Source organism: Streptomyces sp. YGL11-2, from assembly GCF_050054615.1.
Lineage (GTDB): Bacteria > Actinomycetota > Actinomycetes > Streptomycetales > Streptomycetaceae > Streptomyces.
This window is the reverse complement of sequence record NZ_JBNHIN010000009.1, coordinates 159032-184033: the sequence shown is the minus strand read 5'-3', so window position 1 is coordinate 184033 and position 25002 is coordinate 159032. Positions and strand designations below refer to the sequence as shown.

Annotated in this window: 21 protein-coding genes; 2 read left to right on the top strand and 19 right to left on the bottom strand. The window is 71.6% G+C overall.

The window, feature by feature from the left end; translation table 11 throughout:
• Positions 1 to 26: 26 nt before the first annotated feature.
• The 6 genes from obgE to ACO1BR_RS13285 all read right to left on the bottom strand — a co-directional run bounded on the left by obgE (position 27) and on the right by ACO1BR_RS13285 (position 7831).
• Positions 27 to 1463, bottom strand: coding sequence for a GTPase ObgE (gene obgE / locus ACO1BR_RS13310; RefSeq protein ID WP_426795264.1), 1437 nt, complete (start codon positions 1461 to 1463; stop codon positions 27 to 29).
• 158 nt (positions 1464 to 1621) lie between these two features.
• The gene (gene rpmA / locus ACO1BR_RS13305) at positions 1622 to 1879 is read right to left on the bottom strand and encodes a 50S ribosomal protein L27 (protein WP_066931927.1); all 258 of its coding nucleotides are present in this window, start codon (positions 1877 to 1879) and stop codon (positions 1622 to 1624) included.
• A 14-nt stretch (positions 1880 to 1893) separates the two neighbouring features.
• A complete protein-coding gene (gene rplU, locus ACO1BR_RS13300) occupies positions 1894 to 2214 on the bottom strand; it encodes a 50S ribosomal protein L21 (RefSeq protein ID WP_046928040.1) in 321 nt (106 codons plus the stop codon).
• A 230-nt stretch (positions 2215 to 2444) separates the two neighbouring features.
• Positions 2445 to 6014: an Rne/Rng family ribonuclease gene (locus ACO1BR_RS13295; protein WP_426795263.1), complete on the bottom strand. Its 3570-nt coding sequence runs from the start codon at positions 6012 to 6014 to the stop codon at positions 2445 to 2447.
• A 219-nt stretch (positions 6015 to 6233) separates the two neighbouring features.
• On the bottom strand, positions 6234 to 7037 hold the full coding sequence (locus ACO1BR_RS13290; protein ID WP_426795262.1) for a TIGR03936 family radical SAM-associated protein: 804 nt from the start codon (positions 7035 to 7037) through the stop codon (positions 6234 to 6236).
• 245 nt (positions 7038 to 7282) lie between these two features.
• Positions 7283 to 7831 carry a GNAT family N-acetyltransferase gene (locus ACO1BR_RS13285; protein ID WP_426795261.1) on the bottom strand — a complete coding sequence of 183 codons (549 nt, stop codon included), beginning with the start codon at positions 7829 to 7831 and terminating at the stop codon, positions 7283 to 7285.
• Positions 7832 to 7991: 160 nt separating this feature from the next.
• Between ACO1BR_RS13285 and ACO1BR_RS13280 the strand changes: the two genes are divergently transcribed.
• Entirely contained in the window at positions 7992 to 8264 is a 273-nt protein-coding gene (locus ACO1BR_RS13280; RefSeq protein ID WP_426795260.1) for a hypothetical protein, read from the top strand.
• A 449-nt stretch (positions 8265 to 8713) separates the two neighbouring features.
• Here the strand turns inward: ACO1BR_RS13280 and ACO1BR_RS13275 are convergent, their stop codons facing one another.
• The 4 genes from ACO1BR_RS13275 to ACO1BR_RS13260 form a co-directional block, all read right to left on the bottom strand.
• Positions 8714 to 9124 (bottom strand): VOC family protein, encoded by a 411-nt coding sequence (locus ACO1BR_RS13275; RefSeq protein ID WP_426795259.1) that lies wholly within the window; start codon positions 9122 to 9124, stop codon positions 8714 to 8716.
• Positions 9125 to 9214: 90 nt separating this feature from the next.
• Entirely contained in the window at positions 9215 to 9607 is a 393-nt protein-coding gene (locus ACO1BR_RS13270; protein WP_352292760.1) for an AraC family transcriptional regulator, read from the bottom strand.
• Between the two features lie 322 nt (positions 9608 to 9929).
• Complete coding sequence (locus ACO1BR_RS13265) at positions 9930 to 11876, bottom strand: TIGR03960 family B12-binding radical SAM protein (RefSeq protein WP_426795258.1); 1947 nt, start codon at positions 11874 to 11876, stop codon at positions 9930 to 9932.
• Positions 11877 to 11984: 108 nt separating this feature from the next.
• A complete protein-coding gene (locus tag ACO1BR_RS13260) occupies positions 11985 to 13574 on the bottom strand; it encodes a CHAD domain-containing protein (protein WP_426795257.1) in 1590 nt (529 codons plus the stop codon).
• 167 nt (positions 13575 to 13741) lie between these two features.
• On the opposite strand from ACO1BR_RS13260, the gene ACO1BR_RS13255 reads away from it, so the two are divergent.
• Positions 13742 to 14236, top strand: a complete 495-nt coding sequence (locus tag ACO1BR_RS13255; RefSeq protein ID WP_426795256.1) for an ATP-binding protein — start codon at positions 13742 to 13744, stop codon at positions 14234 to 14236.
• Positions 14237 to 14290: 54 nt separating this feature from the next.
• Here the strand turns inward: ACO1BR_RS13255 and ACO1BR_RS13250 are convergent, their stop codons facing one another.
• The 9 genes from ACO1BR_RS13250 to ACO1BR_RS13210 form a co-directional block, all read right to left on the bottom strand.
• Complete coding sequence (locus ACO1BR_RS13250; RefSeq protein WP_426795255.1) at positions 14291 to 15505, bottom strand: FtsW/RodA/SpoVE family cell cycle protein; 1215 nt, start codon at positions 15503 to 15505, stop codon at positions 14291 to 14293.
• Positions 15502 to 17646 (bottom strand): penicillin-binding protein 2, encoded by a 2145-nt coding sequence (gene mrdA / locus ACO1BR_RS13245; RefSeq protein WP_426795254.1) that lies wholly within the window; start codon positions 17644 to 17646, stop codon positions 15502 to 15504. The genes ACO1BR_RS13250 and mrdA overlap by 4 nt, the downstream gene beginning before the upstream one ends.
• A 49-nt stretch (positions 17647 to 17695) precedes the next feature.
• Complete coding sequence (mreD, locus tag ACO1BR_RS13240) at positions 17696 to 18409, bottom strand: rod shape-determining protein MreD (RefSeq protein ID WP_426795253.1); 714 nt, start codon at positions 18407 to 18409, stop codon at positions 17696 to 17698.
• A gap of 3 nt (positions 18410 to 18412) precedes the next feature.
• Entirely contained in the window at positions 18413 to 19342 is a 930-nt protein-coding gene (mreC, locus tag ACO1BR_RS13235) for a rod shape-determining protein MreC (RefSeq protein WP_159503768.1), read from the bottom strand.
• Positions 19343 to 19585: 243 nt separating this feature from the next.
• Positions 19586 to 20605 carry a rod shape-determining protein gene (locus ACO1BR_RS13230; RefSeq protein WP_003985182.1) on the bottom strand — a complete coding sequence of 340 codons (1020 nt, stop codon included), beginning with the start codon at positions 20603 to 20605 and terminating at the stop codon, positions 19586 to 19588.
• Between the two features lie 298 nt (positions 20606 to 20903).
• A complete protein-coding gene (gene ndk, locus ACO1BR_RS13225) occupies positions 20904 to 21317 on the bottom strand; it encodes a nucleoside-diphosphate kinase (protein WP_426795252.1) in 414 nt (137 codons plus the stop codon).
• Positions 21318 to 21424: 107 nt separating this feature from the next.
• Entirely contained in the window at positions 21425 to 21769 is a 345-nt protein-coding gene (locus ACO1BR_RS13220) for a DUF4233 domain-containing protein (protein ID WP_426795251.1), read from the bottom strand.
• Between the two features lie 2 nt (positions 21770 to 21771).
• Positions 21772 to 23286, bottom strand: coding sequence for a bifunctional tetrahydrofolate synthase/dihydrofolate synthase (gene folC / locus ACO1BR_RS13215; protein ID WP_426795250.1), 1515 nt, complete (start codon positions 23284 to 23286; stop codon positions 21772 to 21774).
• Positions 23287 to 23377: 91 nt separating this feature from the next.
• Positions 23378 to 24826: a peptidoglycan D,D-transpeptidase FtsI family protein gene (locus ACO1BR_RS13210; RefSeq protein WP_426795249.1), complete on the bottom strand. Its 1449-nt coding sequence runs from the start codon at positions 24824 to 24826 to the stop codon at positions 23378 to 23380.
• Between the last annotated feature and the right edge of the window lie 176 nt (positions 24827 to 25002).

The following is a 25002-nucleotide window of genomic DNA, read 5'->3' as shown; positions in this document are numbered from 1 at the left end:
GGCCCTGTCCCGTACGGCTCCCGCCCTCAGAACGGGTTGAAGCCGTCGTAGTCGCTCTGCGCCTCGTCCCGCTCCGCGTCGCGGTCGCGGCGCCGCTGCGCGGCCGGCCGGGGCGCCTCGAGGCGGTGGTCCTCACCACGCCGGCCCAGCATCTCCGCACCGGCCGACATCGACGGCTCCCAGTCGAAGACCACGGCGTTGTCCTCGGGGCCGATCGCCACCCCGTCCAGGGCGCGGGCGCCCGCCTTGAGGAGCGCGTCCTCCACGCCGAGGCGGCTGAGCCGGTCGGCCAGATAACCGACCGCCTCGTCGTTGTTGAAGTCGGTCTGGCGGACCCAGCGCTCGGGCTTCTCGCCGCGGACCCGGAAGAATCCCTCGTCCTCCTGCGTGACCGTGAAGCCCGCGTCGTCGACCGCCTTGGGGCGGATCACGATGCGGGTGGCCTCCTGCACCGGCTTGGCGGCCCGCGCCTTGGCGACGATGTCGGCGAGGGCGTACGACAGCTCCTTGAGGCCCTGGTGGGCGACCGCGGAGACCTCGAAGACGCGGTAGCCGCGCGCCTCCAGGTCCGGGCGGATCATGTCGGCGAGGTCCTTGCCGTCGGGGATGTCGACCTTGTTGAGGACGACCACCCGCGGCCGGTCGCCGAGACCGCCGTACTGCGCCAGCTCCGCCTCGATGACGTCGAGGTCGGAGACCGGGTCGCGGTCCGACTCCAGGGTGGCGGTGTCCAGGACGTGGACCAGCACCTCGCAGCGCTCGACGTGCCGCAGGAACTCCAGGCCCAGCCCCTTGCCCTGGCTGGCGCCCGGGATCAGGCCCGGGACGTCGGCGATGGTGTAGACCGTGGCGCCGGCCGTCACCACACCGAGGTTGGGCACGAGCGTGGTGAAGGGGTAGTCCGCGATCTTCGGCTTGGCCGCGGAGAGCACCGAGATCAGCGAGGACTTGCCGGCGCTGGGATAGCCGACCAGCGCGACGTCGGCGACGGTCTTCAGCTCCAGCACGATGTCCCGCGCCTCGCCGGGCTCGCCGAGCAGCGCGAAGCCGGGGGCCTTGCGGCGGGCGGAGGCGAGCGCGGCGTTGCCGAGGCCGCCGCGACCGCCCTGGCCCGCGACGAAGGTGGTGCCCTGGCCCACCAGGTCGGCCAGCACCTCGCCGTGCCCGTCCAGCACGACCGTGCCGTCCGGGACCGGCAGGACCAGGTCCTTGCCGTTCTTGCCCTCGCGGTTGTCGCCCGCGCCGGGCTGGCCGTTGGTGGCCTTGCGGTGCGGGTGGTGGTGGTAGTCGAGGAGGGTGGTGACGTCCTGGTCGACGACCAGGATCACATCGCCGCCGCGGCCGCCGTTGCCGCCGTCGGGGCCGCCGAGCGGCTTGAACTTCTCCCGGTGAACGGAGGCGCAGCCGTGGCCTCCGTTACCCGCGGCGACATGCAGCTCGACGCGGTCCACGAAGGTGGTCATGGTGGGGATGCCTCCAGATCAGCGGGATTGTCTGCGTACTGCTGTGATTCAGATGGGATGTCTTCTTCGTAACGCGCCAAGGGCGGACCAGCCTTCCCGCTCCCGCGAGAAAAGGCGGTCCGCCCTTGGCGTGCTGCTGTACTACGTCCGGGCCGGAATTACTCGGCGACCGGGACGATGTTCACGACCTTGCGGCCACGGTGGGTGCCGAACTGCACCGCGCCGGGCTGCAGGGCGAACAGGGTGTCGTCGCCGCCGCGGCCGACGCCCGTGCCCGGGTGGAAGTGGGTGCCACGCTGGCGGACCAGAATCTCACCGGCGAGGACGGCCTGACCGCCGAAGCGCTTCACGCCGAGCCGCTGAGCGTTGGAATCGCGACCGTTCCGAGTGGACGATGCGCCCTTCTTGTGTGCCATGTCTCCTCAGTCCCTTACTTCGCCGGAGCGTCGATGCCGGTGATCTTCAGCGCCGTGTGGAGCTGGCGGTGGCCGATCCGCTTCTTGTAACCGGTCTTGTTCTTGTACTTCTGGATCCGGATCTTGTCGCCCTTGTGGTGGTCCACGACCTCGGCCTGGACCTTCACGCCGGCCAGGACCCACGGGTCGCTGGTTACCGCGTCACCGTCGACGACCAGCAGCGTGGAGAGCTCGACGGCGTCGCCGACCTTGCTGGTGGAAATGCGGTCAACCTCGATGACGTCGCCAACAGCAACCTTCTGCTGGCGTCCGCCGGTGCGCACGATCGCGTACACGCGGAACTCTCTTTCGCTAGGTTCGGATCCTCTGATGCCAGCCGCTCACACGGGCTCGGGATACGGCCCGTGGAATCCGAGTGGACGAGCGGCCTCCCTCGGCGGAGCCGAGAGGTAGTTGCTCAGGAGGGTGGTGCCACACAGACACCGACGGTCAAGGTTACGGGGCCTCGACCAGGGGGTCAAACCGGCCCCGGGCCGCCGTGACGGCCCGGGGTACCGGGTACTGCTCAGTCCTCCGCGGAAGCCGACACCGACCCGGCCGAGGACTGCTCGGCCGCTGCCGTCTTCTTCGCCGCCGCCTTCTTGGCGGTGGTCTTCTTCGCGGTGGTCTTCTTGGCCACGGTCTTCTTGGCGGTGGTGGTCTTCTTCGCCGCCGCCTTCTTGGCCGTGGTCTTCTTCGCCGCGGTCTTCTTGGCGGTGGTGGTCTTCTTCGCCGCCGCCTTCTTCACGGTCTTCTTGGCCGCGGGCGCCGCCTCGGCGGGCTGCTCCGGGACCTCGGCCGGCGCCTCGGCGACCGGCTCGGCCGCCGGAGCGGTGATCACGATCGTGCCCGCCGGCTCACCGACCGCCTCCGGCGCACCCGCCGGGGCGGTCACCTTGCGGGTCGCCCGGCGGCGCGGCCGGACCGGAGCGGGCTCCGCCGCCGGCGCCTCGGCCACCGGCTCCGCAGCGGGCTCCGGCTCGGCGGCCGGGGCCGCCGGCTCGGCCGGCAGCACGATGGCGGCGGCCTCCTCCGCGGCCTTGGGCGCACCCGCCGGAGCGGACACCTTGCGGCTCGCCCGGCGGCGGCCACGGCCCCGCCCGGCAGCGGCGGCCTCGGCCTCGGCCGGGCTGCCGTACCACTCGTCGGTGCCGTCCACCGAGGGCTGCAGCTCGGCCTCCGTCACCGCCACGGGCTCCAGCTCCGGCGCCGCCTCCTCCGCGGCCACCTCGGCCTCGACCGCCTGCTCCGGCTGCGCGCCGTTGGCGCCGGCCTTGCCCTTCTTCTTGCGCTTGCCGCCACCGCCGGCAGCCGTCGGCTGGTCCATGTGGACGATGACGCCCCGGCCGTTGCAGTGCACGCACTGCTCGGAGAACGACTCCAGCAGCCCCTGGCCGACCCGCTTGCGGGTCATCTGGACCAGCCCGAGCGAGGTGACCTCGGCCACCTGGTGCTTGGTGCGATCCCGGCCCAGGCACTCCAGCAGCCGCCGCAGCACCAGGTCCCGGTTGGACTCCAGGACCATGTCGATGAAGTCGATGACGACGATGCCGCCGAGGTCGCGCAGCCGCAGCTGGCGCACGATCTCCTCGGCCGCCTCCAGGTTGTTCCGGGTGACGGTCTCTTCGAGGTTGCCGCCCTGGCCGGTGAACTTCCCGGTGTTGACGTCGACCACGACCATCGCCTCGGTCTTGTCGATCACCAGCGAACCGCCGCTGGGCAGCCAGACCTTGCGGTCCAGCGCCTTCATCAGCTGCTCGTCGATCCGGTACGTCGCGAAGACGTCGACCTCCGACGTCCACTTCTGGAGCCGGTCGACGAGGTCGGGCGCGACGTGCGAGACATAGCCGTGGATGGTCTCCCAGGCGTCGTCACCGCTGACGATGACCTTGGAGAAGTCCTCGTTGAAGATGTCGCGGACGACCCGGACGGTCATGTCCGGCTCGCCGTAGAGCAGGCTCGGCGAGCTGGTCGAGGACGCCTTCGCCTTCTTCTGGATCTCCTCCCACTGCGCCTGCAGCCGCTCCACGTCCCGGCGCAGCTCGTCCTCGCTCGCGCCCTCCGCGGCGGTGCGCACGATGACGCCCGCGTCCTCGGGGACGATCTTCTTGAGGATCTGCTTCAGCCGGGCCCGCTCGGTGTCCGGGAGCTTGCGGCTGATACCGGTCATCGAGCCCTCGGGCACGTAGACCAGGTAGCGGCCGGGCAGCGACACCTGGCTGGTCAGCCGGGCGCCCTTGTGGCCGATCGGGTCCTTGGTGACCTGGACCAGGACGGACTGGCCGGACTTCAGCGCGGTCTCGATACGGCGCGGCCCGTTGGCCATGCCCAGCGCCTCGAAGTTGACCTCGCCCGCGTACAGCACGGCGTTGCGGCCCTTGCCGATGTCGACGAAGGCGGCCTCCATGGAGGGCAGGACGTTCTGCACCTTGCCCAGGTAGACGTTGCCGACGTACGAGGTGGCCTGCTCCTTGTTGACGAAGTGCTCCACGAGCACGTTGTCCTCAAGGACGCCGATCTGGGTGCGCTCGCCGCTCTGGCGGACCACCATCACCCGCTCGACGGCCTCCCGGCGCGCCAGGAACTCCGCCTCGGTGATGATCGGCACCCGGCGGCGGCCCTGCTCGCGCCCCTCGCGGCGGCGCTGCTTCTTGGCCTCCAGGCGCGTCGACCCCTTGATCGACTGCACCTCGTCCGCGCCGGTGCCCTCGTCCTTCTTGCGGGGCTCGCGGACCTTGACGACCGTACGCTCCGGGTCGTCGGCGTGCGCGGCCTCGACCTCGGCGGGCTCACCGCTGCGGCGACGGCGGCGACGGCGACGGCGGCTGCTGCTCGTGCTGCCGCCGGGCTCCCCGGCCTCGGCGGCCCGCTCCTCAGCTTCCTCGGCCTCCTCGGCTTCCTCGGCCTCCTCCGCCTCGGCGGCCGGATGCTCCTCGCCCTCCGCGGCATGCTCCTCGGCACCCTCGGCGGCCTCACCGCGGCGACGGCGGCGGCCACCCCGGCGGCGACGGCGCGAGGGACGCTCGCCCTCTTCGCCGTACCCAGCCTCGGCGTGCTCCTCCTCCGCCTCGGCGGCCTCGGGGGCCTCCTCGGCGACCGGCTCCGCGACGGGCGCGGCGGCCACCGGCTCGGCCTCGGCAGCACCACGGCGGCGGCGCCGGCGCGGCGCGGGCGCCTCGGCCGGCTCCTGCACGGCCTCCTCGTCCTGACGGGCCGCGGCGGCGTGCGCGGCAGCCGCGCTCTCCGGGGTCTGGAACATCGGCTCGGTGAACACCGGCGCCTGGAAGACCGCCGTCGGCGGCTTCTGCGCCCGGCGACGGCCACGTGCCGGCGCCTCCTGCGCGGGCTCCTCCGCGGCACGCGGCGCGGGCGCCTCGGCGGCGGCCGGCTCCGGGGTCCGCTCACCACGGCGGCGCGCCCGGCGGCGCGGGGCCTCGGCCTCGGCGACCGGCGTCTCCTCGGCCTCCTCGGCGGCGGGGGCGGCACTCTCCTCGGCGGCGGCCTGCGGCGCCCCGGCCGGAGCGGTGGCCTTGCGGGTGGCCCGGCGGCGGCTGCGCGCCGGACGCGTGCTCTCCTCCGCGGCAGCGGCCGGCGCCTCCTCGGCAACCGCAGCGGCCTCAGCCGCCTCCTCTTCCTCGTCCGCTTCCACGGCAGCAGGCTCCGGCGCCGCGACCGGGGCGCTCACCTTGCGGGTCGCCCGGCGGCGGGTACGCGCCGGACGCGGCTCCTCTTCGGCGGCGGCCGGCGCTTCCTCGGCGGCGGCCGCGGGCGTCTCGGCGGGCTCGGCGGCCTCGGGCTGCGGGGGCCCGGCCGGCGCGGTCGCCTTGCGGGTGGCGCGGCGGCGGGTGCGGGCCGGCTTGGCCTCGTCGCCGGTGGTGACCGCGGCGGCGGCCGGCTCCTCGGCGGCGGGCTGCGGCGCGGGCGCCTCGGCGCTCACGGCCGTGGCCCCGGCGTCGGCGGCGGCCGGCGGGCCGGCCGGGCGGGAGGCTGCGCGGCGCCGGCGGCGCGGCGGCAGCGTGTCGCTGGGCGAGTGATTGTCGTCGGCACCACGGTCCGCGGACGGCGTGGATGCGTTGGGCTCAATAGATTCGAGCATGCGGGCGGTTCTCCCGTCACGCTCCCGGGCGCCGCGCCTGATTCCGGCCGCGGTCCGCGTGATGAGCGCGGTTCCGCTGTCCGGGGCGCGGGCGCCGCACGGGAGCTGTCGTCTCGCTCGCCGGGCCCGTTGGCCGGGTACCGGCGAAAGTCTCCTGGTCAGTGCGTCTGCCGGACCGGGGTGGCTCCCTGGCTGATCGGCGACGCGACGACGCGCGTCCTACGCAGTACCTTCCCCGGAAATCGCCGGGGAGGCCCCACTCGGCGCCTTCGCGGCACTCAGCCCGGCGGCCGTGGATGGGGCGGCCATGGCAGCGTCGCGGTCGGGCGCTAGCGGGTCGGTCACCGCGCCGGTCTCCTCATCGAGCAGCCCCTGCGCCAGCCTGGTCACCGCTGCGGGGACCGGCGGCGCCAGGTCGGCCGTAGCTCGGAGGCCGGACAGGACGTCGTCGGGTCGAACGGCAGGTGTCAGATGCCGAACAACCAGCCGCAGTATCGCACAGGCATTGCCGTCGGGCCTATCGCCCTCGGCAGCCGCTGCCTCCAGGCGCGCCACCGCACCCCGCGCGTCGAAGGACCGCATGCCGTTTTTGGTGCGGCGCTCGACCTGTACTTCCTCGGCGGCGAGGAACGCCTCGACGGCGCGCCCGGCCTCCTCGGCGGCGACGCCGTCGAGCCGGATCTCCCACACCGACGCCTGCAGCCGGTCGGCGAGGCCGCTGGTGTGCGCCTCCACGGCGTCGATCACGTCGAGGCCGCCCGGCAGGGACTCGTCGAGCAGCTCGCGCAGCTCCTCCGGGTCACGGCGCTCGGTGAGCTGGATCTCCAGATACTCGGCCTCGCTGCCGGTGCCCGTCGGGGCGGCGTTGGCGTACGACACCTTGGGGTGCGGGGTGAAGCCCGCCGAATAGGCCATGGGAACCTCGGCGCGGCGCAACGCCCGCTCGAAAGCGCGCTGGAAGTCGCGGTGGCTGGTGAACCGGAGGCGGCCGCGCTTGGTGTAGCGCAGTCGGATGCGCTGCACCGCCGGTGCGGGCGGCGGGCCTTCGGGCTGTCGCTTGCCCAGTGTTACTTCTCCTTGGTCTAGGGGCGCGGCTGGCGTCGCCCGGTCCGGACCGCCCCCGCGTGGGCGAGGGCACTTCGCGCCCGGACGTCTTTACCTAGAGTACGTGCCCGGACGCCGCCCAGTTCCCGCCGGGGCGGCCGGACCTCGGCCCGCCCGCGCCCCCCGGCCCGGCAAAATCCATCGGACGAGTGCGCCGCCCCCGGTCAGCCGCGCTCTCCCCCGCCGTGGATCCAGAAGCGCAGCTTCTCCGCCCGGCGGTCCTCGAAGACCCCGCCGCACTCCTCGATCACCCGGCGGGAGGCGGCGTTGGTGTCGTCGCAGGTGAGCAGCACCGGATCGATGCCCAACTCGCGGTGGGCGTACGGCAGCGCGGCACGCAGCATCGCGGTGGCATGGCCCCGGCGGCGGCCGGTGGGGCGTACCGCGTAGCCGATGTGGCCGCCGTACTCGTGCAGGGACGCAGTGAGCCGGTGCCGGATGGTGAGCCGGCCCAGGAAGGTGTCGCCGTCCACCCACCACAGGGTGGTCATCGGGACCGTGCCGTCGGCCCGCTCGTCCGGGGAGGGGGCGCCGACCAGCGCGACGTACGCGGCGAACCCCTCGGCGGACGGCCAGCGGGTGCGCCAGGTCCGCAGCTCACGGCCCAGCCCGGAGTGGCGGGAGCGGTCCACGCCCTCGGCGCGGAACTCGTCCGTGGCGGCGAGGAAGGAGGCGTGGACGCGGACGGTGGGGGTGATCAACTGCGGTGGCATGCGCCTCATTGTGCGGGGCACCCGGAAGCCCGGGAGGCGGGGCCTGCGGGCCGTGACCGCACCGCAACGGGGCCTGTCCGGGTGCTGGACCGTTCGGCCCTATCGGCCGCGGACCCCGCGTTGAACGCTGGGGAGCAGTCTTCCTGCTAGGAGGCGCGTCATGTCGACTTCCGCCGGCGCTCGGCGTGGGAACCCCCGGCGTCGGGCTTTGATCACCGCCGTCGTCACACCGCTGCTGCTGACCTCGGTCGGTGCGATATCGCAGCCCGCGAGCGCGTCGACCGCCCCGAAGACGGTCACGGCCGTCACCGCGCACCACACCGTTCCGGCGTACGAATGCTCCACGCTCAAGAACTGGCTGGACCACCACCCGGCGAACACGCCGGGGTGGCGCAAGGTTTCCCTGATGTGGGCGGACAAGGGATGCCCCTGACGCGGTGGGAGCAACGCCTCTGATGAGGTGTCGAGCCTGAGCGTGGCGCCGGCTGGAGAGAGCCCGGCCCGGCCCCGCGCGAGGCGGAGGCCGGGCCCGGGGCGCGGGGGCGCTACTTGACGACGGTCAGCGGTAGCAGCTTCTTGCCCGTCGGGCCGATCTGGATCTGGGTGTCCATCTGCGGGCAGACGTCGGATGGCAAGCACGGCTGCAACGTTTTGCGGTTTTCCGTTTGGATCAGTGAGCCGCTTCCATCCTGTCCCACAGGGGTGAGATCGGCTGGTCAACGGCGGTGCTGACGCAGCTCGTCCGTCCGACCTGTGGCCTTCCCCTCCACCTGATGGGCTGACCCCGCATGCGTGAGCGGGTGAACACAGCGCGCCGTGTGCGAACGCAGCGCGGTGACTGTCGAAGCCGGGGCCGCTCCAGGCCCTGACGCCTCGTCACCGCTAGGCCCTCGGCTCGGTGAAGCGGATCCGGTTGCCGAAGGGGTCGCGAAGTCCGCAGTCGGTACCGTAGGGGCGGTCCGTGGGTTCCTCGGTGAACTCCACGCCTCGGCCCAGCAGCGTCTCGTACGTCTTGCGGCAGTCGTCCGTGGTGAAGATGAGCCACCCGCCCATCGCCCCCTTGGTCACCAACTCCCGGACCTGCTCCGCCGTCTCCTCGGACATCGCCGGAGCGCCCGGCTTCTCCAGCAGGATCTGGCGCTCGGGATGACCGGGAACGCTGACGGCCAGCCAGCGCATGAAGCCCAGGTCGACGTCGGCGGCGACCTCCAGGCCGAGCTTGCCGACGTAGAAGTCGAGGGCCTCGTCCTGGTCCAGGACGTATATCTGCGAGTGCGTGATGGCGTTGAACATGTGCACCACGCTACTGAGCCGGCGGGACGAAAACTTATCCAGAACTGCTCTGTCGACGGGTAGCACGGGCAGCACAGGCAGGATGGACGATCAGCCGCTCGGTCGTGTCCACGCCATCGTGAAGCACGTGGGCACGCCCGTGGCCACCGCTTCCTTGCGGTACGTCCTCGGCGACCGCCCGACGATGTCGCGGAACGTGCGGCTGAAGGTTCCCGGGCTGCCGAAGCCGACCTCGAAGCAGATGTCCGTCACACTGCGGTCGGTCTCCCGCAGCAGGAACATGGCCCGCTCGACACGGCGGCGCTGCAGGTAGCGATGCGGCGTCTCGCCGAACGTGGCCCGGAAGGTGCGGGAGAAGTGCGCCGGCGACACATGGGCGATCCGGGCCAGGGCCGGCACGTCCAGCGGCTGCGCATAGACGCGGTCCATCGCATCCCGCGCCCGGAGCATGCGGCGGTTGGTCTCTTCTGCGGCGCGACTCACGGCGCCATCACATCACGGCTCGCCGCCGCCGAAGACAGCGCCGGTGATGGCTCCGCCCCTCCGGTGAACGAGGTGCACCACACGCCACGTCGGGCGGGCCCTACGGACAGCGAGACAGCCCGAAGGCCCTCACACCCACTCCACCTCGGAGTGGGCGTTCGAGGGGCCTCCCTGCGTCGGCAGAGGCGTTCTGGGCGCCTCTGCGGACGCGACGGATCGCCGACGCTCCGAGACGACGCCGAGCGTGCTCAGCACGTCAGCCGTCTCAGCTTCTGTGACATCAGTCACAGCGTCGGCGATCCGTCGTAGGGCATCGCTCACGTCAGTGGCCGTTTGCGCTGGCCACGGGCTTCTTCACGGTCAGCGGGAGCAGCTTCTTGCCCGTCGGGCCGATCTGGATCTGGGTGTCCATCTGCGGGCAGACGCCGCAGTCGAAGCACGGGGTCCAGCGGCAGTCCTCGACCTCGGTCTCGTCGAGGGCGTCCTGCCAGTCCTCCCAGAGCCAGTCCTTGTCCAAGCCGGAGTCGAGGTGGTCCCAGGGGAGGACCTCCTCGTAGGTGCGCTCGCGGGTGGTGTACCAGGCGACGTCCACCCCGAAGTCCGGGAGGGTCTTCTCGGCGGCCTGCATCCAGCGGTCGTACGAGAAGTGCTCGCGCCAGCCGTCGAACCGGCCGCCGTCCTCGTAGACGGCGCGGATGACCGCACCGATGCGGCGGTCGCCGCGGGAGAGCAGGCCCTCGACGATGCCGGGCTTGCCGTCGTGGTAGCGGAAGCCGATGGAGCGGCCGTACTTCTTGTCGCCGCGGATCTTGTCGCGGAGCTTCTCCAGGCGGGCGTCGGTCTCCTCGGCGGAGAGCTGCGGGGCCCACTGGAAGGGGGTGTGCGGCTTGGGCACGAACCCGCCGATGGAGACCGTGCAGCGGATGTCGTTGGACCGGGAGACCTCGCGGCCCTTGGCGATGACCTTGATCGCCATGTCCGCGATCTGGAGGACGTCCTCGTCGGTCTCGGTCGGCAGACCGCACATGAAGTAGAGCTTGACCTGCCGCCAGCCGTTGCCGTAGGCGGTCGAGACGGTCCTGATCAGGTCCTCTTCGGAGACCATCTTGTTGATGACCTTGCGGATCCGCTCGCTGCCGCCCTCGGGGGCGAAGGTCAGCCCGGAGCGGCGGCCGTTGCGGGTCAGCTCGTTGGCGAGGTCGATGTTGAAGGCGTCGACCCGGGTGGAGGGGAGCGACAGGCCGATCTTGTCTTCCTCGTACCGGTCGGCGAGGCCCTTCGCGATGTCGCCGATCTCGGTGTGGTCCGCGGAGGACAGCGACAGCAGGCCGACCTCCTCGAATCCCGTGGCCTTCAGGCCCTTGTCCACCATCTCGCCGATGCCGGTGATGCTTCGCTCCCGTACGGGACGCGTGATCATGCCGGCCTGGCAGAAACGGCAGCCGCGGGTGCAGCCACGGAAGATCTCGACCGACATCCGCTCATGGACGGTCTCGGCCAGGGGGACGAGCGGCTGCTTGGGGTAGGGCCACTCGTCGAGGTCCATGACGGTGTGCTTGGAGACCCGCCACGGGACGCCGGAGCGGTTCGGCACGACGCGCGCAATGCGGCCGTCGGCGAGGTACTCGACGTCGTAGAACTTGGGGACGTAGACGCTGCCGGTCCTGGCGAGGCGGAGGAGCAGCTCGTCGCGCCCGCCCGGCCGGCCCTCGTTCTTCCAGGCGCGGATGATCTCGGTGATCTCCAGCACCGCCTGCTCGCCGTCGCCGACCACCGCGCAGTCCAGGAAGTCCGCGATCGGCTCCGGGTTGAAGGCGGCGTGACCGCCGGCCAGCACCAGCGGGTGGTCCTCGGTGCGGTCCTTGGACTCCAGCGGGATGCCGGCCAGGTCCAGGGCGGTGAGCATGTTGGTGTAGCCGAGTTCGGTGGAGAAGCTCAGGCCGAAGACGTCGAAGGCGCCGACCGGGCGGTGGCTGTCGACGGTGAACTGCGGCACCTCGTGCTCGCGCATCAGCTCTTCGAGGTCCGGCCACACGCTGTACGTGCGCTCGGCAAGGACGCCCTGCCGCTCGTTGAGGACCTCGTAGAGGATCATGACGCCCTGGTTGGGCAGCCCGACCTCGTAGGCGTCGGGGTACATGAGCGCCCAGCGGACGTCGCAGCTGTCCCAGGGCTTAACGGTGGAATTCAGCTCTCCGCCGACGTACTGGATCGGCTTCTGCACATGGGGCAGCAGAGCTTCGAGCTGCGGGAAAACCGACTCGGACATCTCGAACCTTCATGGGCTGACAAGGGGCGACTCACAAGCGTAACCCGCTCGGAGTCACCCCTCGGCACGGCGAGCGCCCCACACCGCGGCGGCCGGGCGCCCGTACGGTCACCGCCGCAGGGCGTCCCGGTACTTCCGGCGGGAGACCTTCGCCCACAGCCCCGGCAGTTCCCGTTCGCGGTCGGCGGCGCGGGCCTCCTCCCGGCCGTAGAGCAGGCCGAAGGTGAAACCGCTCTCACCGGCCCCGCGTGCCTGGGTCGCCAGCTCGCGCAGGGCCGCGCGGGCGACCACGCTGTCCTGGTGGTCGCCGAGCAGCTGCTGGACCTGCTTGGCCCGCCGGGTGAACGTCCGTGCCGGGCGGCCCAGCGCCGGCTGGGCCGCCTCCGCGGCGTACCGGATCCGCTTGGCGGCCTTGCGGGCACTGTGCAGCGCCTCGTCGCGGGCCGGTCCGGCGGGGGTGCCGAGGGCCGTCTCGACCCGGCCGGCCAGCCGCCGGTAGTCCTTCAGCACGGCGCCGGCGACGACCCCGGGGGCGGGCCGGGCGGCGGGGGCGCGCAGCGGCGGATCGGCGAGCAGGGCGTGCAGGGCCTCCAGCAGGGCGAGATAGCGCGGCCCGTCGAGCGCGGCGAGCAGCCGGCCGCGCGCTCCTGTACGGCGGCGCCCCGACCAGGTGCGCAGCCGGGCGGTGACCGGGCCCAGCCGCAGCGTCCGGGGCACCTCAGCCAGCGCGTCCGCCAGCCGTTCGGCCAGCACCTCCTGGTCCCGCCCCACCCCCAACTCGACTGCCAGCCACTGGAGTTCGGCGCCGATCGGGTCGGTTGCGGCCCGGTCGAGCACCGCGGCGTAGGAGCGGAAGGCGCTGCGCAGCCGGCGGGTGGCGACCCGCATCTGGTGGACGGCGTCGGGCAGGTCGCGGCGGACGGCGGGGTCCAGCGCGACGATCGCCCGGACCTGCTCGCGGACGTAGTCCAGGACGACGTCGCCGGCGGTGCGGCGGCCCCTCCCGGCCGGCCTCGGCGGCTCCTCCCCCGGCGCCTCCGCCACCCCTGTCGCCCCCTCCGGCGCGGTCTGCGCCAGCGCCCGCGCCAGCTTCGAGCGCGCCGGCGCCGGGCGCAGCCCCGCTGCCGCCAGCAGCCGGCCGGCCTCGTCCAGCAAAGCCAAGTCCCCGTGCTCCGGCGCCAGTTCCACCTCGACCTCGCGCCAGCGGGCCTTGCCGGCCCGGCCCAGCCCCTCCGGGTGCAGCCGCCGCGCCCGCACCTCGTCCACCGCGACCTCGGCGAGCGGCGCGCCCGCGGCGTCCTGGAGCACCCGGACGGTACGCCGGGTCCGCAGCCGTACGACGGGGACCAGCTCCGCGCCGCGCACCCGAGAGCGGACCAGCGCGGCCAGTTCGGCGGGCGGTGCGCCGGACAGCGGCGCCCGGATCTCGTCGCGCACACAGCCGGCGACGCCCGCGAGCGCGACCGGGAGCTTGAGGTGCCAGCCCGCGTCGGCGCCGCCGGTGCGCCGCCGCAGGGTGATGCCGTCCGCGGCGAGGCGCTGGTCGTCGGTGTCGTAGTAGAGGGCGTCCAGGTCTTCGGCGCCCCGTTCCGCCACGGTCGCGACCCGGCCGATCCCGGTCAGGTCGGGGAGCCGGATGTCGTCGGTGGCGCTTGCGGCCTCGAATTTCCGCTCGATCTCCCGCACGGTGTCCGCCATGCATCGAATCTAGTCAGCCGCCACCCGCCCGACCACCCACCCGGCACCGCGGCGGGGTCGCGCGCTCCGGTGGGCGGGTAGCACTGCCGGCACACGGTGTCTTACGGTGTGTGACAGGTCGCCCACGCAGCGTGGCGGCCGGCGTTCGACCGACACCGGGAGAAACCGTGCACCCCCATACCGCAGCCGTCGCCCGGCCCCCGCTCTGCGTCTCGGCGGGCGCCCGCCCCTATCTGCTGACTGCGCCGAGCAGCCCCACCACCCCGAAGGCCGCCCGGGACTTCGTCCGCTCGGTGCTGCGCCGGGGCCCGCTCGCCCCCCTGCTGGACACCGCCGTGCTGCTGACGTCGGAGGCGGTCACCACCTCCCATCTGCGCACCCCCGCGCCCGCGGACATCCTGCTGCGGGTGCTGACGGCCGGTCACGGGCTGCGGATCAGCGTGCACGACGAGCCGCCGGCGGCGGTCCGCCTCCCCGCGCCCTCCCCCGAGAACCCCCGGCACGTTCCGCTCCAGGGGGCACCGCAGGTGCCGCCCGGCGACCGCGACCCGGCACACGGGCTGCTGCTGATCAGCCGGCTCGCCGACGACTGGGGCATGACCCCGTTCGCCGGGCCGCCCCGCTCGGCGTCCCTGTGGTTCGCCCTGCACACCCCGTGCTGAGCGGCCGGGCGCGCGGCCCCGTACCGGCCGCAGGCCGGCCCGGCGCCTACGGGCTCAGCGCGCGGCGGACACCGGGCGCTGCACGCGGATCGACTGGAGCAGCCCGACGGCGATCCAGACCGCGAACATCGAGGTGCCGCCGTAGGAGACGAACGGCAGCGGCAGACCGGTGACGGGCATGATGCCGAGGGTCATCCCGATGTTCTCGAAAGACTGGAACGCGAACCACGCGACGATGCCGGCGGCCACGATCGTGCCGTAGAGCTCGCCGGTCCCGCGGGCGATCCGGCAGGCGCGCCAGAGCACCACGCCCAGCAGGAGGATGATCAACCCCGCGCCCAGGAAACCCAGTTCCTCACCGGCGACGGTGAAGATGAAGTCGGTCTGCTGCTCGGGGACGAACTGGCCGGTGGTCTGGCTGCCGTGGAAGAGGCCGGAGCCGGTCAGCCCGCCGCCGCCGATCGCGATCCGCGCCTGGTTGGTGTTGTAGCCGACGCCGGACGGGTCCAGGCTCGGGTTGGCGAACGCGGCGAAGCGGGCGATCTGGTAGGCGTCCAGCAGCCCGAGCTGCCAGATGGCGAGGCAGCCGACGACGCCGGTGCCCAGCAGGCCGAGGATCCAGCGGTTGGAGCAGCCGGAGGCGAGCAGCACGCCCAGGACGATGGCGCCCAGCACCATCACCGAGCCGAGGTCGGGCATCAGCAGGATGACGCCCACCGGGATCGCGGCCAGACCGAGGGCTTGGACGACGGTGCGGTGGTCGGGGTGCGGGCGGTCGCCGGCGTCGACCCGGGCGGCCAGCACCATCGCCATGCCGAGCGTGATGGTGATCTTCGTGAACTCGGCGGGCTGGAGCGAGAAGCCGCCGGGGATCGCCAGCCAGGAGCGCGAGCCGTTGATGGTGGCACCCAGCGGGGTCAGCACCAGCAGCGCGAGCAGCACCGAGGCGCCGAAGAGGACCGGGACGGCACCGCGCAGGGTGCGGTGGCCGAGCCAGACGGTGCCGGCCGCCAGGGCCACCCCGATACCGGTGTTCAGCACGTGGTGCAGGAGGAAGAGGTACTCGTCGCCCTTGGTGAGCCCGGTGCGGTGGCGGGTGGCGGAGAAGACCAGCAGCGAGCCGAGGAAGGACAGTGCGAGGCAGGACAGCAGCAGTGTCCAGTCCAGCCTGCGCGCCACCGAGTCGCGGGCGGTCAGCTTGCTCCAGACGCCCGGCTCGGGGGTGTAGCGGCGGACGGCGAACGCCCGGGAGAAGAGCGGGGTGCTCACTGCGGCGGACTCCCGGAGGGCGACGGGGACGGGTCGGCCGGCGGCGGTTTGATGGGCTGGGCCTCGATGGTGCCATCGCTCTCGATCTTGGGCAGCGAGGTCTCCGGCTCCGGGAGGAGGGCGGCCTTGGGGTCGATCTCGCCCTTCTCGTTGACGCCGTAGAGCGCGTCGTAGATCTTGCGTACGGCCGGGCCGGAGGCGCCGGAGCCGGTACCACCCTGGGAGATGGTCATGACGATCGTGTAGTCCTTGGTGTACGTCGCGAACCACGAGGTGGTCTGCTTGCCGTAGACCTCGGCCGTACCGGTCTTGGCGTGCATCGGGATCTTGTCCTGCGGCCAGCCCTGGAAACGCCAGGCGGCGGTACCGCGCATCGTCACGCCCTGGAGCGCGGCGCCGATCTGCTGGAGCGTCTGGGGCGTGTCGGGCAGATGGCCGTGCGCCTTGGGCTTGATCATCCGGATGTGCTTGCCGTCGGCGCTGACGATCGCCTTGCCGACGGTCGGGTTGTAGAGCGTGCCCCCGTTGCTGAGCGCGCCGTAGATGGTCGCCATCTGGATCGGGGTGACGAGGGTGTCGCCCTGTCCGATGGCGTAGTTGATCGAGTCGTAGGCGTGCAGCTTCATGCCTTCGAGGCAGCCCTCACGGGCGAGCTTGGAGACGTAGTCGTCGCCGCTCTTGCCCTGCGAGCACCAGGTGTCCTTGTTGGCCTTCCAGAACGCGTTCTTCCACTGGCGGTCGGGGACCCGGCCCTTCACCTCGTTGGGGAGGTCGATGCCGGTGGTCTTGCCGAGGCCGAACTGGTGGGCCGTCTTGTAGAACCAGTCGCCGGGGTTCGCCTTGGGCTTGTCGCCGCCGTCCTTCTTCCACTCCTCGTGCCCGATCCGGTAGAAGACGGTGTCGCAGGAGACCTCCAGCGCACGCCCCAGGCTGATGTCGCCCTGCGATTCGCCCTCGAAGTTCCGGAAGACCTGGCCGCCGATGCTGTACGAGCTGGTGCAGGGGTAGTGGCCGTCGAAGGGGTAGCCGGCGTTGACCGCGGCGGAGGTCGAGATGACCTTGAAGATCGAGCCGGGGGCGGCCTGCCCCTGGATGGCGCGGTTGAGCAGCGGGTAGTTGGAGTCCTTGCCGGTGAGGTGGGCGTAGTCCTTGCCGGAAATGCCGCCGACCCAGGCGTTGGGGTCGTAGGTGGGGTTGGAGGCCATCGCCACCACCCGGCCGGTCTTGGCCTCCATGACGACCACGGCGCCCGAGTCCGCCTTGTAGTTGGTGCCGGTGTTCCGGTCCACCTGCTGGCGGGCGTCCTTCATCGCCTGGTCGAGCTGCTTCTCCGCTATGGCCTGCACGCGGGCGTCGATGCTGGTGACCACGCTCGAACCGGCCTGGCCCTTGTCGCTCTTGGCCTGGCCGATGACCCGGCCGAGGTTGTCGACCTCGTAACGGGTGACGGCGGCCTTGCCGCGCAGGTACTCGTCGTACTGCCGCTCCAGCCCGGACCGGCCGATCTGGTCGGAGCGCAGCAGCGGCGCGGGGCTGTTCTTGGCCTTGGTGATCTCCTCGTCGGTGACCGGCGACAGATAGCCGAGGACCTGGGCGGCGTTGGCGTCGCCGGGGGCGGCGTAGCGGCGTACGGCGGTGGGCTCGGCGCTGATGCCCGGGAAGTCCTCGGAGCGCTCGCGGATCTGGAGGGCCTGCTGGGTGGTGGCCTCGTCGGTGATCGGGATCGGCTGGTAGGGCGAGCCGTTCCAGCAGGGCTGCGGGGTCTTGGCGTCGCAGAGCCGGACCTTGTCGCGGATCTCCTGCGCGGGCAGGTTCAGGACCTTGGCCAGCCGGGTGAGCACGGCCTTGCCGCCGTCCTTCATCTTCAGCAGGTCGGTGCGGCTGGCGGAGACCACGAGCCGGGTCTGGTTGTCGGCCAGCGCCACCCCGCGGGCGTCGAGGATGGACCCGCGGGTGGCCGGGTCGATGACCTGCTGGACGTGGTTGGACCTGGCCTTGGCGGCGTACTCCTGGCCGTTGCGGATCTGGAGGTACCACAGCCGGCCGCCGAGCGTGGCCAGCAGCGAGAAGACCAGGATCTGGATCGCGACCAGCCGGATGGTGACCCGCGAGGTCCGGCCGGTTTCCGGAATATTGCTCATGGCGCGCAGCGCCTCCCTGCGGGGTGGTGGTCGGGTGACGGGAGGGCGCTCACAGCCGCTTGACCCCCTTGAGTCCCTTGACGCCCTTCATGCGGCCCGACTTGCCGCCCCGCGCCGGCTTGGGCACCCGGCCGGTCCGTACCGCCTTCATGGCGCCGCGGCTGGCCTTGAGGCCGGTACCGGTGTTGAGCCAGCCGTACGCCGGCTTCCGGCGGGCCACCGGAATCGCGGAGCCGCCGGAGCCGTCGGTGGCCAGCGGATCGTGCTCCGTCCGGCGGGCCAGCGCCATCACCAGCGGGACGGTGAAGGGGGCCAGCAGCAGGTCGTAGAGCGTGGAGCTGAGCAGCAGCCCGACGATGCCGACGTGCCGGGCCGCGGTGTCGCCGACGAGCGAGCCGACGCCCGCGTACAGCAGCGTGGAGCCGAGGGCGGCGCCCAGGACGACCATCAGCGGCAGGGTCGCCGAGCGGTGCTGCCCGCCGTCCGGCTTGGTCAGGCCCGCGGCGTAGCCGATGACGCACAGGACCAGGGCGTAGCGCCCGATGGCGTGGTCGGACGGCGGGGCGAGGTCGGCGAGCAGTCCGGCGCCGAAGCCGATCAGCGAGCCGCCGACGTGGCCGTAGACGAGGGCCAGCCCGAGGACCACCAGCAGCAGCAGATCCGGTACGGCGCCGGGCAGTTGGAGTCTGCCGAGGATGCTGACCTGAATGATCAGGGCGACCACCACCAGCGGGGTGGCGAGCAGGATCCGGTTGATGCGCATCGGTCAGCTCCTGGGAGAAGCGCTCGCGGAGGGGGTGGCCGTGACGGTGACCGTCGGCGTCGGTTCGGGTTTGACCGGGGGCGGCAGCACGGTGTCCCGCGGGTCCTCGCGGGGCGGCTGGACGACGACGCCGACGATGTCGAGCGACGAGAAGGAAACGAAGGGCGTGACCTGGAGGGTGCGGGTCAGATCGCCGTTGAGCGGTTCGACCTTGGAGACCGTGCCGACCGGCACACCGGGCACGAACGGCTTGTCCTTGCTGGAGCCGAAGGTGACCAGCCGGTCACCCTTCTTGACGTCGGCCTTGCCGTTGAGCAGCTGGACGCGCAGCGAGCGGACGCCCTGCCCGTTGGCGAAGCCGATCTCGTTGGTCTTCTCCATGCGGGTGCCGACGGTGAACTCCGGGTCGGCGGCCAGCAGCACGGTGGAGGTGTGCGGGGTGACGGTGGTGATCCGGCCGACCAGCCCGTCGCCGTTGAGGACGGTCATGTCGCGGGCGATGCCGTCGCGGCTGCCGGCGTCGATGGTGACGGTCCAGGAGAAGCCCTGCGCCGATCCGATGGCGATGACCTCGGCGCCCTTGATGGCGTACTGGCCGGTGCCGGCGGTCTTGAGGATCTTGTCCAGCTCGGCGGCGCGGCTGCGGTTGTGGTCGGGCGAGGAGAGCTTGGCCTTCAGGGCCGCGTTCTCGTGCTCCAGGGTCCGGATGCGGTTGTGGCGCTCGCCGGAATCCCGTACGGCGCCGACGGCGTTGCCCACCGGGTTGACGACCCGGGCCACGCCACGCTCGACCGGGCCGAAGGCGGAGGCGGCGGCCTGCCGGGCGCCGTCGAGCGGGGACTGTGCGCCGCCTCGGATATCGACCGTGATCAGCGCGAACGCGATCGCGACCAGCAGCACCAGCAGCAGCCGGCTCTCTCGTGTGTCCCTCACGTGCGGCGGCCGTGTCCTTCCTCGTAGGACCGGCCGGCTGCGGACCCGCCGGTCTCGTTCGGGAGTTGAGCGTTGTGCCTTGATGTGACGGTGCGGGCGGTGGAACGTCCGTGCACCGTGTCTGTGGGAGCGTTACGGCTGTATGTCAGCGATCCGGCGGGCGGATCGGCTGCTGTGTGTATGGTGCCCGACCCCCGCGACCGCCGTGTGACGGCCGCGCAACGGGTCGGGTCAAGCGTCTCGTCAGCGGCGCGGCTGGGAGTCGAGGACCTGCTGGAGCGCCTCGAACTCCTCGACGCACTTGCCGGAACCGAGCGCGACGGAGTCGAGCGGGTCCTCGGCGATGTGGATGGGCATACCGGTCTCGCGGCGCAGCCGCTCGTCGAGGCCGCGGAGCAGAGCGCCGCCACCGGTGAGAACGATGCCGCGGTCCATGACGTCACCGGACAGCTCCGGCGGGCACTTGTCGAGGGTCGTCTTGACCGCGTCGACGATGGAGTTGACCGGTTCCTCGATGGCCTTGCGGACCTCGGCGGCGGAGATGACGACGGTCTTCGGCAGGCCGGAGACCAGGTCACGGCCGCGGATCTCGGTGTGCTCGTCCTGCTCCAGGTCGTACGCCGAACCGATGGTGATCTTGATGGACTCGGCGGTGCGCTCGCCCAGCAGCAGGCTGTACTCCTTCTTGATGTGCTGGATGATCGCGTTGTCCAGCTCGTCGCCGGCCACCCGGATCGACTGGGCGGTGACGATGCCGCCGAGCGAGATGACCGCGACCTCGGTCGTCCCGCCGCCGATGTCCACGACCATGTTGCCGGTGGCCTCGTGGACCGGCAGGCCGGAGCCGATCGCCGCGGCCATCGGCTCCTCGATGATGTGGACCTGGCGGGCGCCGGCCTGGGTCGACGCCTCGATGACCGCGCGGCGCTCAACTCCCGTGATTCCGGAGGGAACGCAGACGACCACCCGCGGGCGGGCGAGATAGCGCCGCTTGTGGATCTTCAGGATGAAGTAGCGGAGCATCCGCTCGGTGATCTCGAAGTCGGCGATCACGCCGTCCTTCAGCGGCCGTACGGCGACGATGTTGCCGGGCGTCCGGCCGATCATCTTCTTCGCCTCGGCACCCACGGCCAGGATGCCGCCGGTGTTGGTGTTGATGGCCACGACCGACGGTTCGTTGAGAACGATGCCGCGGCCCCTGACGTACACCAGCGTGTTGGCGGTCCCGAGGTCGACAGCCATGTCACGGCCGATGAACGACATGTTGTTCCCCATGAGGATACGTCTGGCCTTCCCAACTGGAGCGAATGCTTACTTTGAGGTCGGCAGGAGGTGATGCGCGGTGAGGCGCGGAAGCCCCCATCGTAGTTCGTAGTGGTACCCCACCCGAACACGGCGGGAGGCCGTTCCGCCATTGTCAGCCGTACACGTACCCGCCCCCCTCAATGGTGACGTCGTGTCGCGGGGATGCGTTCCCCCGATTGTGTCGCGTACACCAAGGGGCGACCGATGATTTCACCGGTCGCCCCTGGTCACAAGGGGGTTGGCCACTAATGGCGTGTCAGGAAATCCCGGGGAAGAAAATCTTGATCTCGCGCTCGGCGGACTCTTCGGAATCCGAGGCGTGGATCAGATTTTCCCGGGTGATCGTTCCGAAGTCCCCACGAATGGACCCACTCGGGGCGACAATCGGGTCAGTGGGCCCGGCCAGTGCCCGTACACCCTCGATGACCCGCTCGCCCTCGACGACCAGCGAGACGACCGGGCCGGACGACATGAACTCCACCAGCGGCTCGTAGAAGTCCCGGCCGACGTGCTCGGCGTAGTGCTGCTCAAGGAGGGCGCGGTCGAGCGTGCGCAGCTCCAGCGCGCTGATCGTCCAGTTCGCCTTGCGCTCGATCCGGCCGATGATCTCGCCGATCAGGCCGCGCTGGACGGCATCGGGCTTGAGAAGGACGAGGGTGCGCTGGCTCACGAAGGGACTCCCTGTATATGCGTGTATATGAACGACGGTCAGCGGTGCCTTGAGGCTACCGGCTGCGCGCCGGCCGTACGGTGCCGGGCCCCGGCGGCCGGGCGGGCTCAGCCCGCGGCGGACGATTCGGCCGCGAACCGGGCCTTCGCGTCGTCGATCTTGCGTCCGAAGTGCACCGACGCCCACCACAGCGCGGCGAAGACACCGCCGAGGAAGTACATCGTGGGGATGACCAGGCCACTGGCGATCAGGCCGATCTGGAGCACCCAGCCGAGCTGGACGCCACCGGGGCGGTTCAGCATGCCGCACAGCAGGACGCTCAGCAGCATCGCGATCCCGCTGACCGTCCAGATCGTGGCCGTCGACAGATCGGTGAGCTGCATCGCGACCAGACCGGCGAAGCCGATCACGAAGAACTCCCCTATCAGGGTGCTGGCACACAGCGTGCGCATGGTCAGTTCCTTCCCAGGAGCAGCCGGGCCTCGCCGACCGTGATCACCGAACCGGTCACCAGCACGCCCGCGCCGGAGAACTCGCCCTCTTCCTCGGCCAGCGTGATCGCCGCCTCCAGGGCGTCGTCCAGGCGCGGCTCGACCTGGACCCGCTCGGCGCCGAAGACCTCGACGGCGATGGCGGCCAGCTCGTCCGGGTCCATCGCGCGCTGGCTGGAATTACGCGTGACCACGACCTCGGCGAAGATCGGCTCGAACGCCTCCAGGAAGCCCCGGACGTCCTTGTCGGCGCTGGCCCCGACGACCCCCACCAGCCGGCTGAAACCGAACGCCTCGGTGACCGCCTCGGCCGCCGCCTGCGCGCCCGCCGGGTTGTGCGCGGCGTCCAGCACGACCGTGGGGCTGCGTCGGACCACCTCCATCCGGCCGGGCGAGACGACCGCGGCGAACGCGGAGCGGACGGTGTCGATGTCGAGCGGGCGGGCGTGCTCGGAGCCGACGCCGAAGAACGCCTCGACGGCGGCGAGCGCGACCGCGGCGTTGTGCGCCTGGTGGGCGCCGTACAGCGGCAGGAAGACCTCCGGGTACTCGCCGCCCAGTCCGCGCAGCGTCAGCATCTGGCCGCCGACCGCCACCTCGCGGGAGAGCACCCCGAACTCCATGCCCTCGCGGGCGACCGTGGCATCCACCTCGACGGCGCGCTTGAGCATCACCGAGGCGGCGTCCACCGGCTGCTGGGCGAGCACGACCGTCGCGTCCTTCTTGATGATCCCGGACTTCTCGCCGGCGATCTGCTCGGGCGTCTCGCCGAGGCGGTCGGTGTGGTCCAGCGCGATCGGGGTGATCACCGCGACATCGGCGTCGATGACGTTGGTCGCGTCCCAGGTGCCGCCCATGCCGACCTCGACGACCGCCACGTCCACGGGGGTGTCCGCGAAGGCCGCGTACGCCATCGCCGTCAGCACCTCGAAGAAGGAGAGGCGGTACTCCTGCTGGGCGTCGACCATCTCCACGTACGGAGCGATGTCGCGGTACGTCTCGATGAAGCGCTCGGCGGGGATCGGGCTGCCGTCCAGGCTGATCCGCTCGGTGATCGACTGGACGTGCGGGCTGGTGTACCGGCCGGTGCGCAGCTCGAAGGCGGAGAGCAGGGCCTCGATCATGCGGGCCGTGCTGGTCTTGCCGTTCGTCCCCGTGATGTGGATGGACGGGTAGGCGCGCTGCGGCGTGCCCAGGATGTCCAGCAGGGCGACGATGCGCTGGATCGACGGGTCGAGCTGGGTCTCGCCCCAGCGGCCGGCGAGCTCCTCCTCGACGGCGCGCAGCGCGCGGTCGACCTCCGGGTCGGCGGGGCGGGCCGGGACCTGGTCCCCCTGCGGCGGTCCGGCCTGCGCGCGCAGGGTCCGGCTGCCGGCCTCGATCACGGCGAGGTCGGGGTCGCGTTGCGTCTCGGCCTCGACCAGGTCGTCGAAGGCTTCGGTCGGGTCAGGGTCGTCGTTCTGGGGGCGCTCGCTCACGACGACAAGTCTACGAGGCACCTCTGACAGCGGGCGCGCTGCGCCGCCGTCCGCCGGCACCGCGCCGCACCCGGCCCGGCCGGCGGCCCGGCTACTTCAGCGCGGCCTGCATCATCGCCTTGGCGATCGGGGCCGCCAGCCCGTTGCCGGAGACCTCGTTGCGGGCCGCCAGCCCGTCCTCGACCATCACGGCGACCGCGACCTGGTGCCCCTTGCCGTCATCGGCGTACGAGACGAACCAGGCGTAGGGCGTACCGCTGTTGTTGACGCCGTGCTGAGCGGTGCCCGTCTTGCCGCCGACGGTCAGTCCGCCGATCTGCGCGTTGGAGCCGGTGCCCTTGTCCACGACCGTCTGCATCGCCGACCGCAGCTGCGCCGCGGTCCGCGCCGACATCACCTGGTGGTAGGTCTTCGGGCTGTTCTTCTGGACGGTGTTGCCGCCGCCGTCGGTGAGCTGGTCGACCAGCTGCGGGGTCTTCAGGTCGCCCCCGTTGGCGATCGCCGAGGCGACCATGGCCATCTGGAGCGGCGTCGCCTGGTCGTCGAACTGGCCGATCCCGGAGAGCGCGGTCTGCGCCTGGTCCATGTCCGACGGGTAGACGCTCTTGGTCGCGCGGACCGGGACGTCCATCTTGCCGTCGTTGAACCCGAACTTCTCGGCCTGCGCCCGCACCTTGTCCTTGCCGAGGTCCACCGCCATCTTCGCGAAGACGGTGTTGCAGGAGTACTGGAGCGCGGTGCGGATGGTGGCGTTCTCGCAGGGCGCCGAGGAGCTCTCGTTGGTGAGCTTGGTGCTGGTGTTGGGCAGGGTGTAGGGGTCGGGGCTGGCGGTGGGCTGGTCCACGGAGGAGTACAGGCCGTTCTCCAGCGCGGCGGCGGCGACCACCAGCTTGAAGGTGGAGCCGGGCGGCAGCGGCTGGCGCAGCGCGCGGTTCAGGTTGGGCTGCCGGCTGTCCTGCGACATCGCCTGCCATGCCTTCTGGTCGGCGGCGGTGGACCCGGCGAACGTCCCCGGGTCGTACGACGGGGTGCTGACCATGCCCAGGATCCGGCCGGTAGCCGGGTCGAGCGCGAGGGCGGCGCCGGTCTTGCCGCCGAGGGCGTCGTAGCCGGCCTTCTGGACCTTGGGGTCGATGGTGGTGGCCACGTCGCCGCCCCTGGGCCGCTCGTGCAGCAGCGCGTCGGAAGGGGTCTGCAGCCGGCTGTCGGTGCCGCCGAGCAGGTCGCTGTAGAGGCTCTCCAGCTGGGTGCTGCCGAAGATCTGCGAGGAGAAACCGGTGACCGGGGCGTAGAGCGGGCCGTTCTTGTAGGTCCGCTTGTACTTCAGGTTGGCGTTGGTGGCGGCCGAGCCGGTGACCGGCTGCCCGCCGACGAGGATGTTGCCGAGCGGTGCGGAGTACTTGGCGATGGCCACCCGCGGATTGTGCGGGTCGTCCTGGTAGTCACTAGCCTTGGCGCCCTGGATCCAGGTGGCCCAGCCCATCAGCACAAGGATCATTGCGAGGCAGAAGACCGACACCCTTCGCAGTGGCTTGTTCATGGGCGCGGCTCCTCGGGCTGGACGTGCGTTTCCGCCGGCACTCCGGCTTCCGGTCCACGGTGCCTCGGCTTCATGAGAGCGCCATGAGAAGGGCGTACAACCGTGATGTGAGCCATCAGTCCGGCGGACGGGACAACCTTTCCGCCCTGATCGGCCCTCTTCCGTGGCGGGGTCTG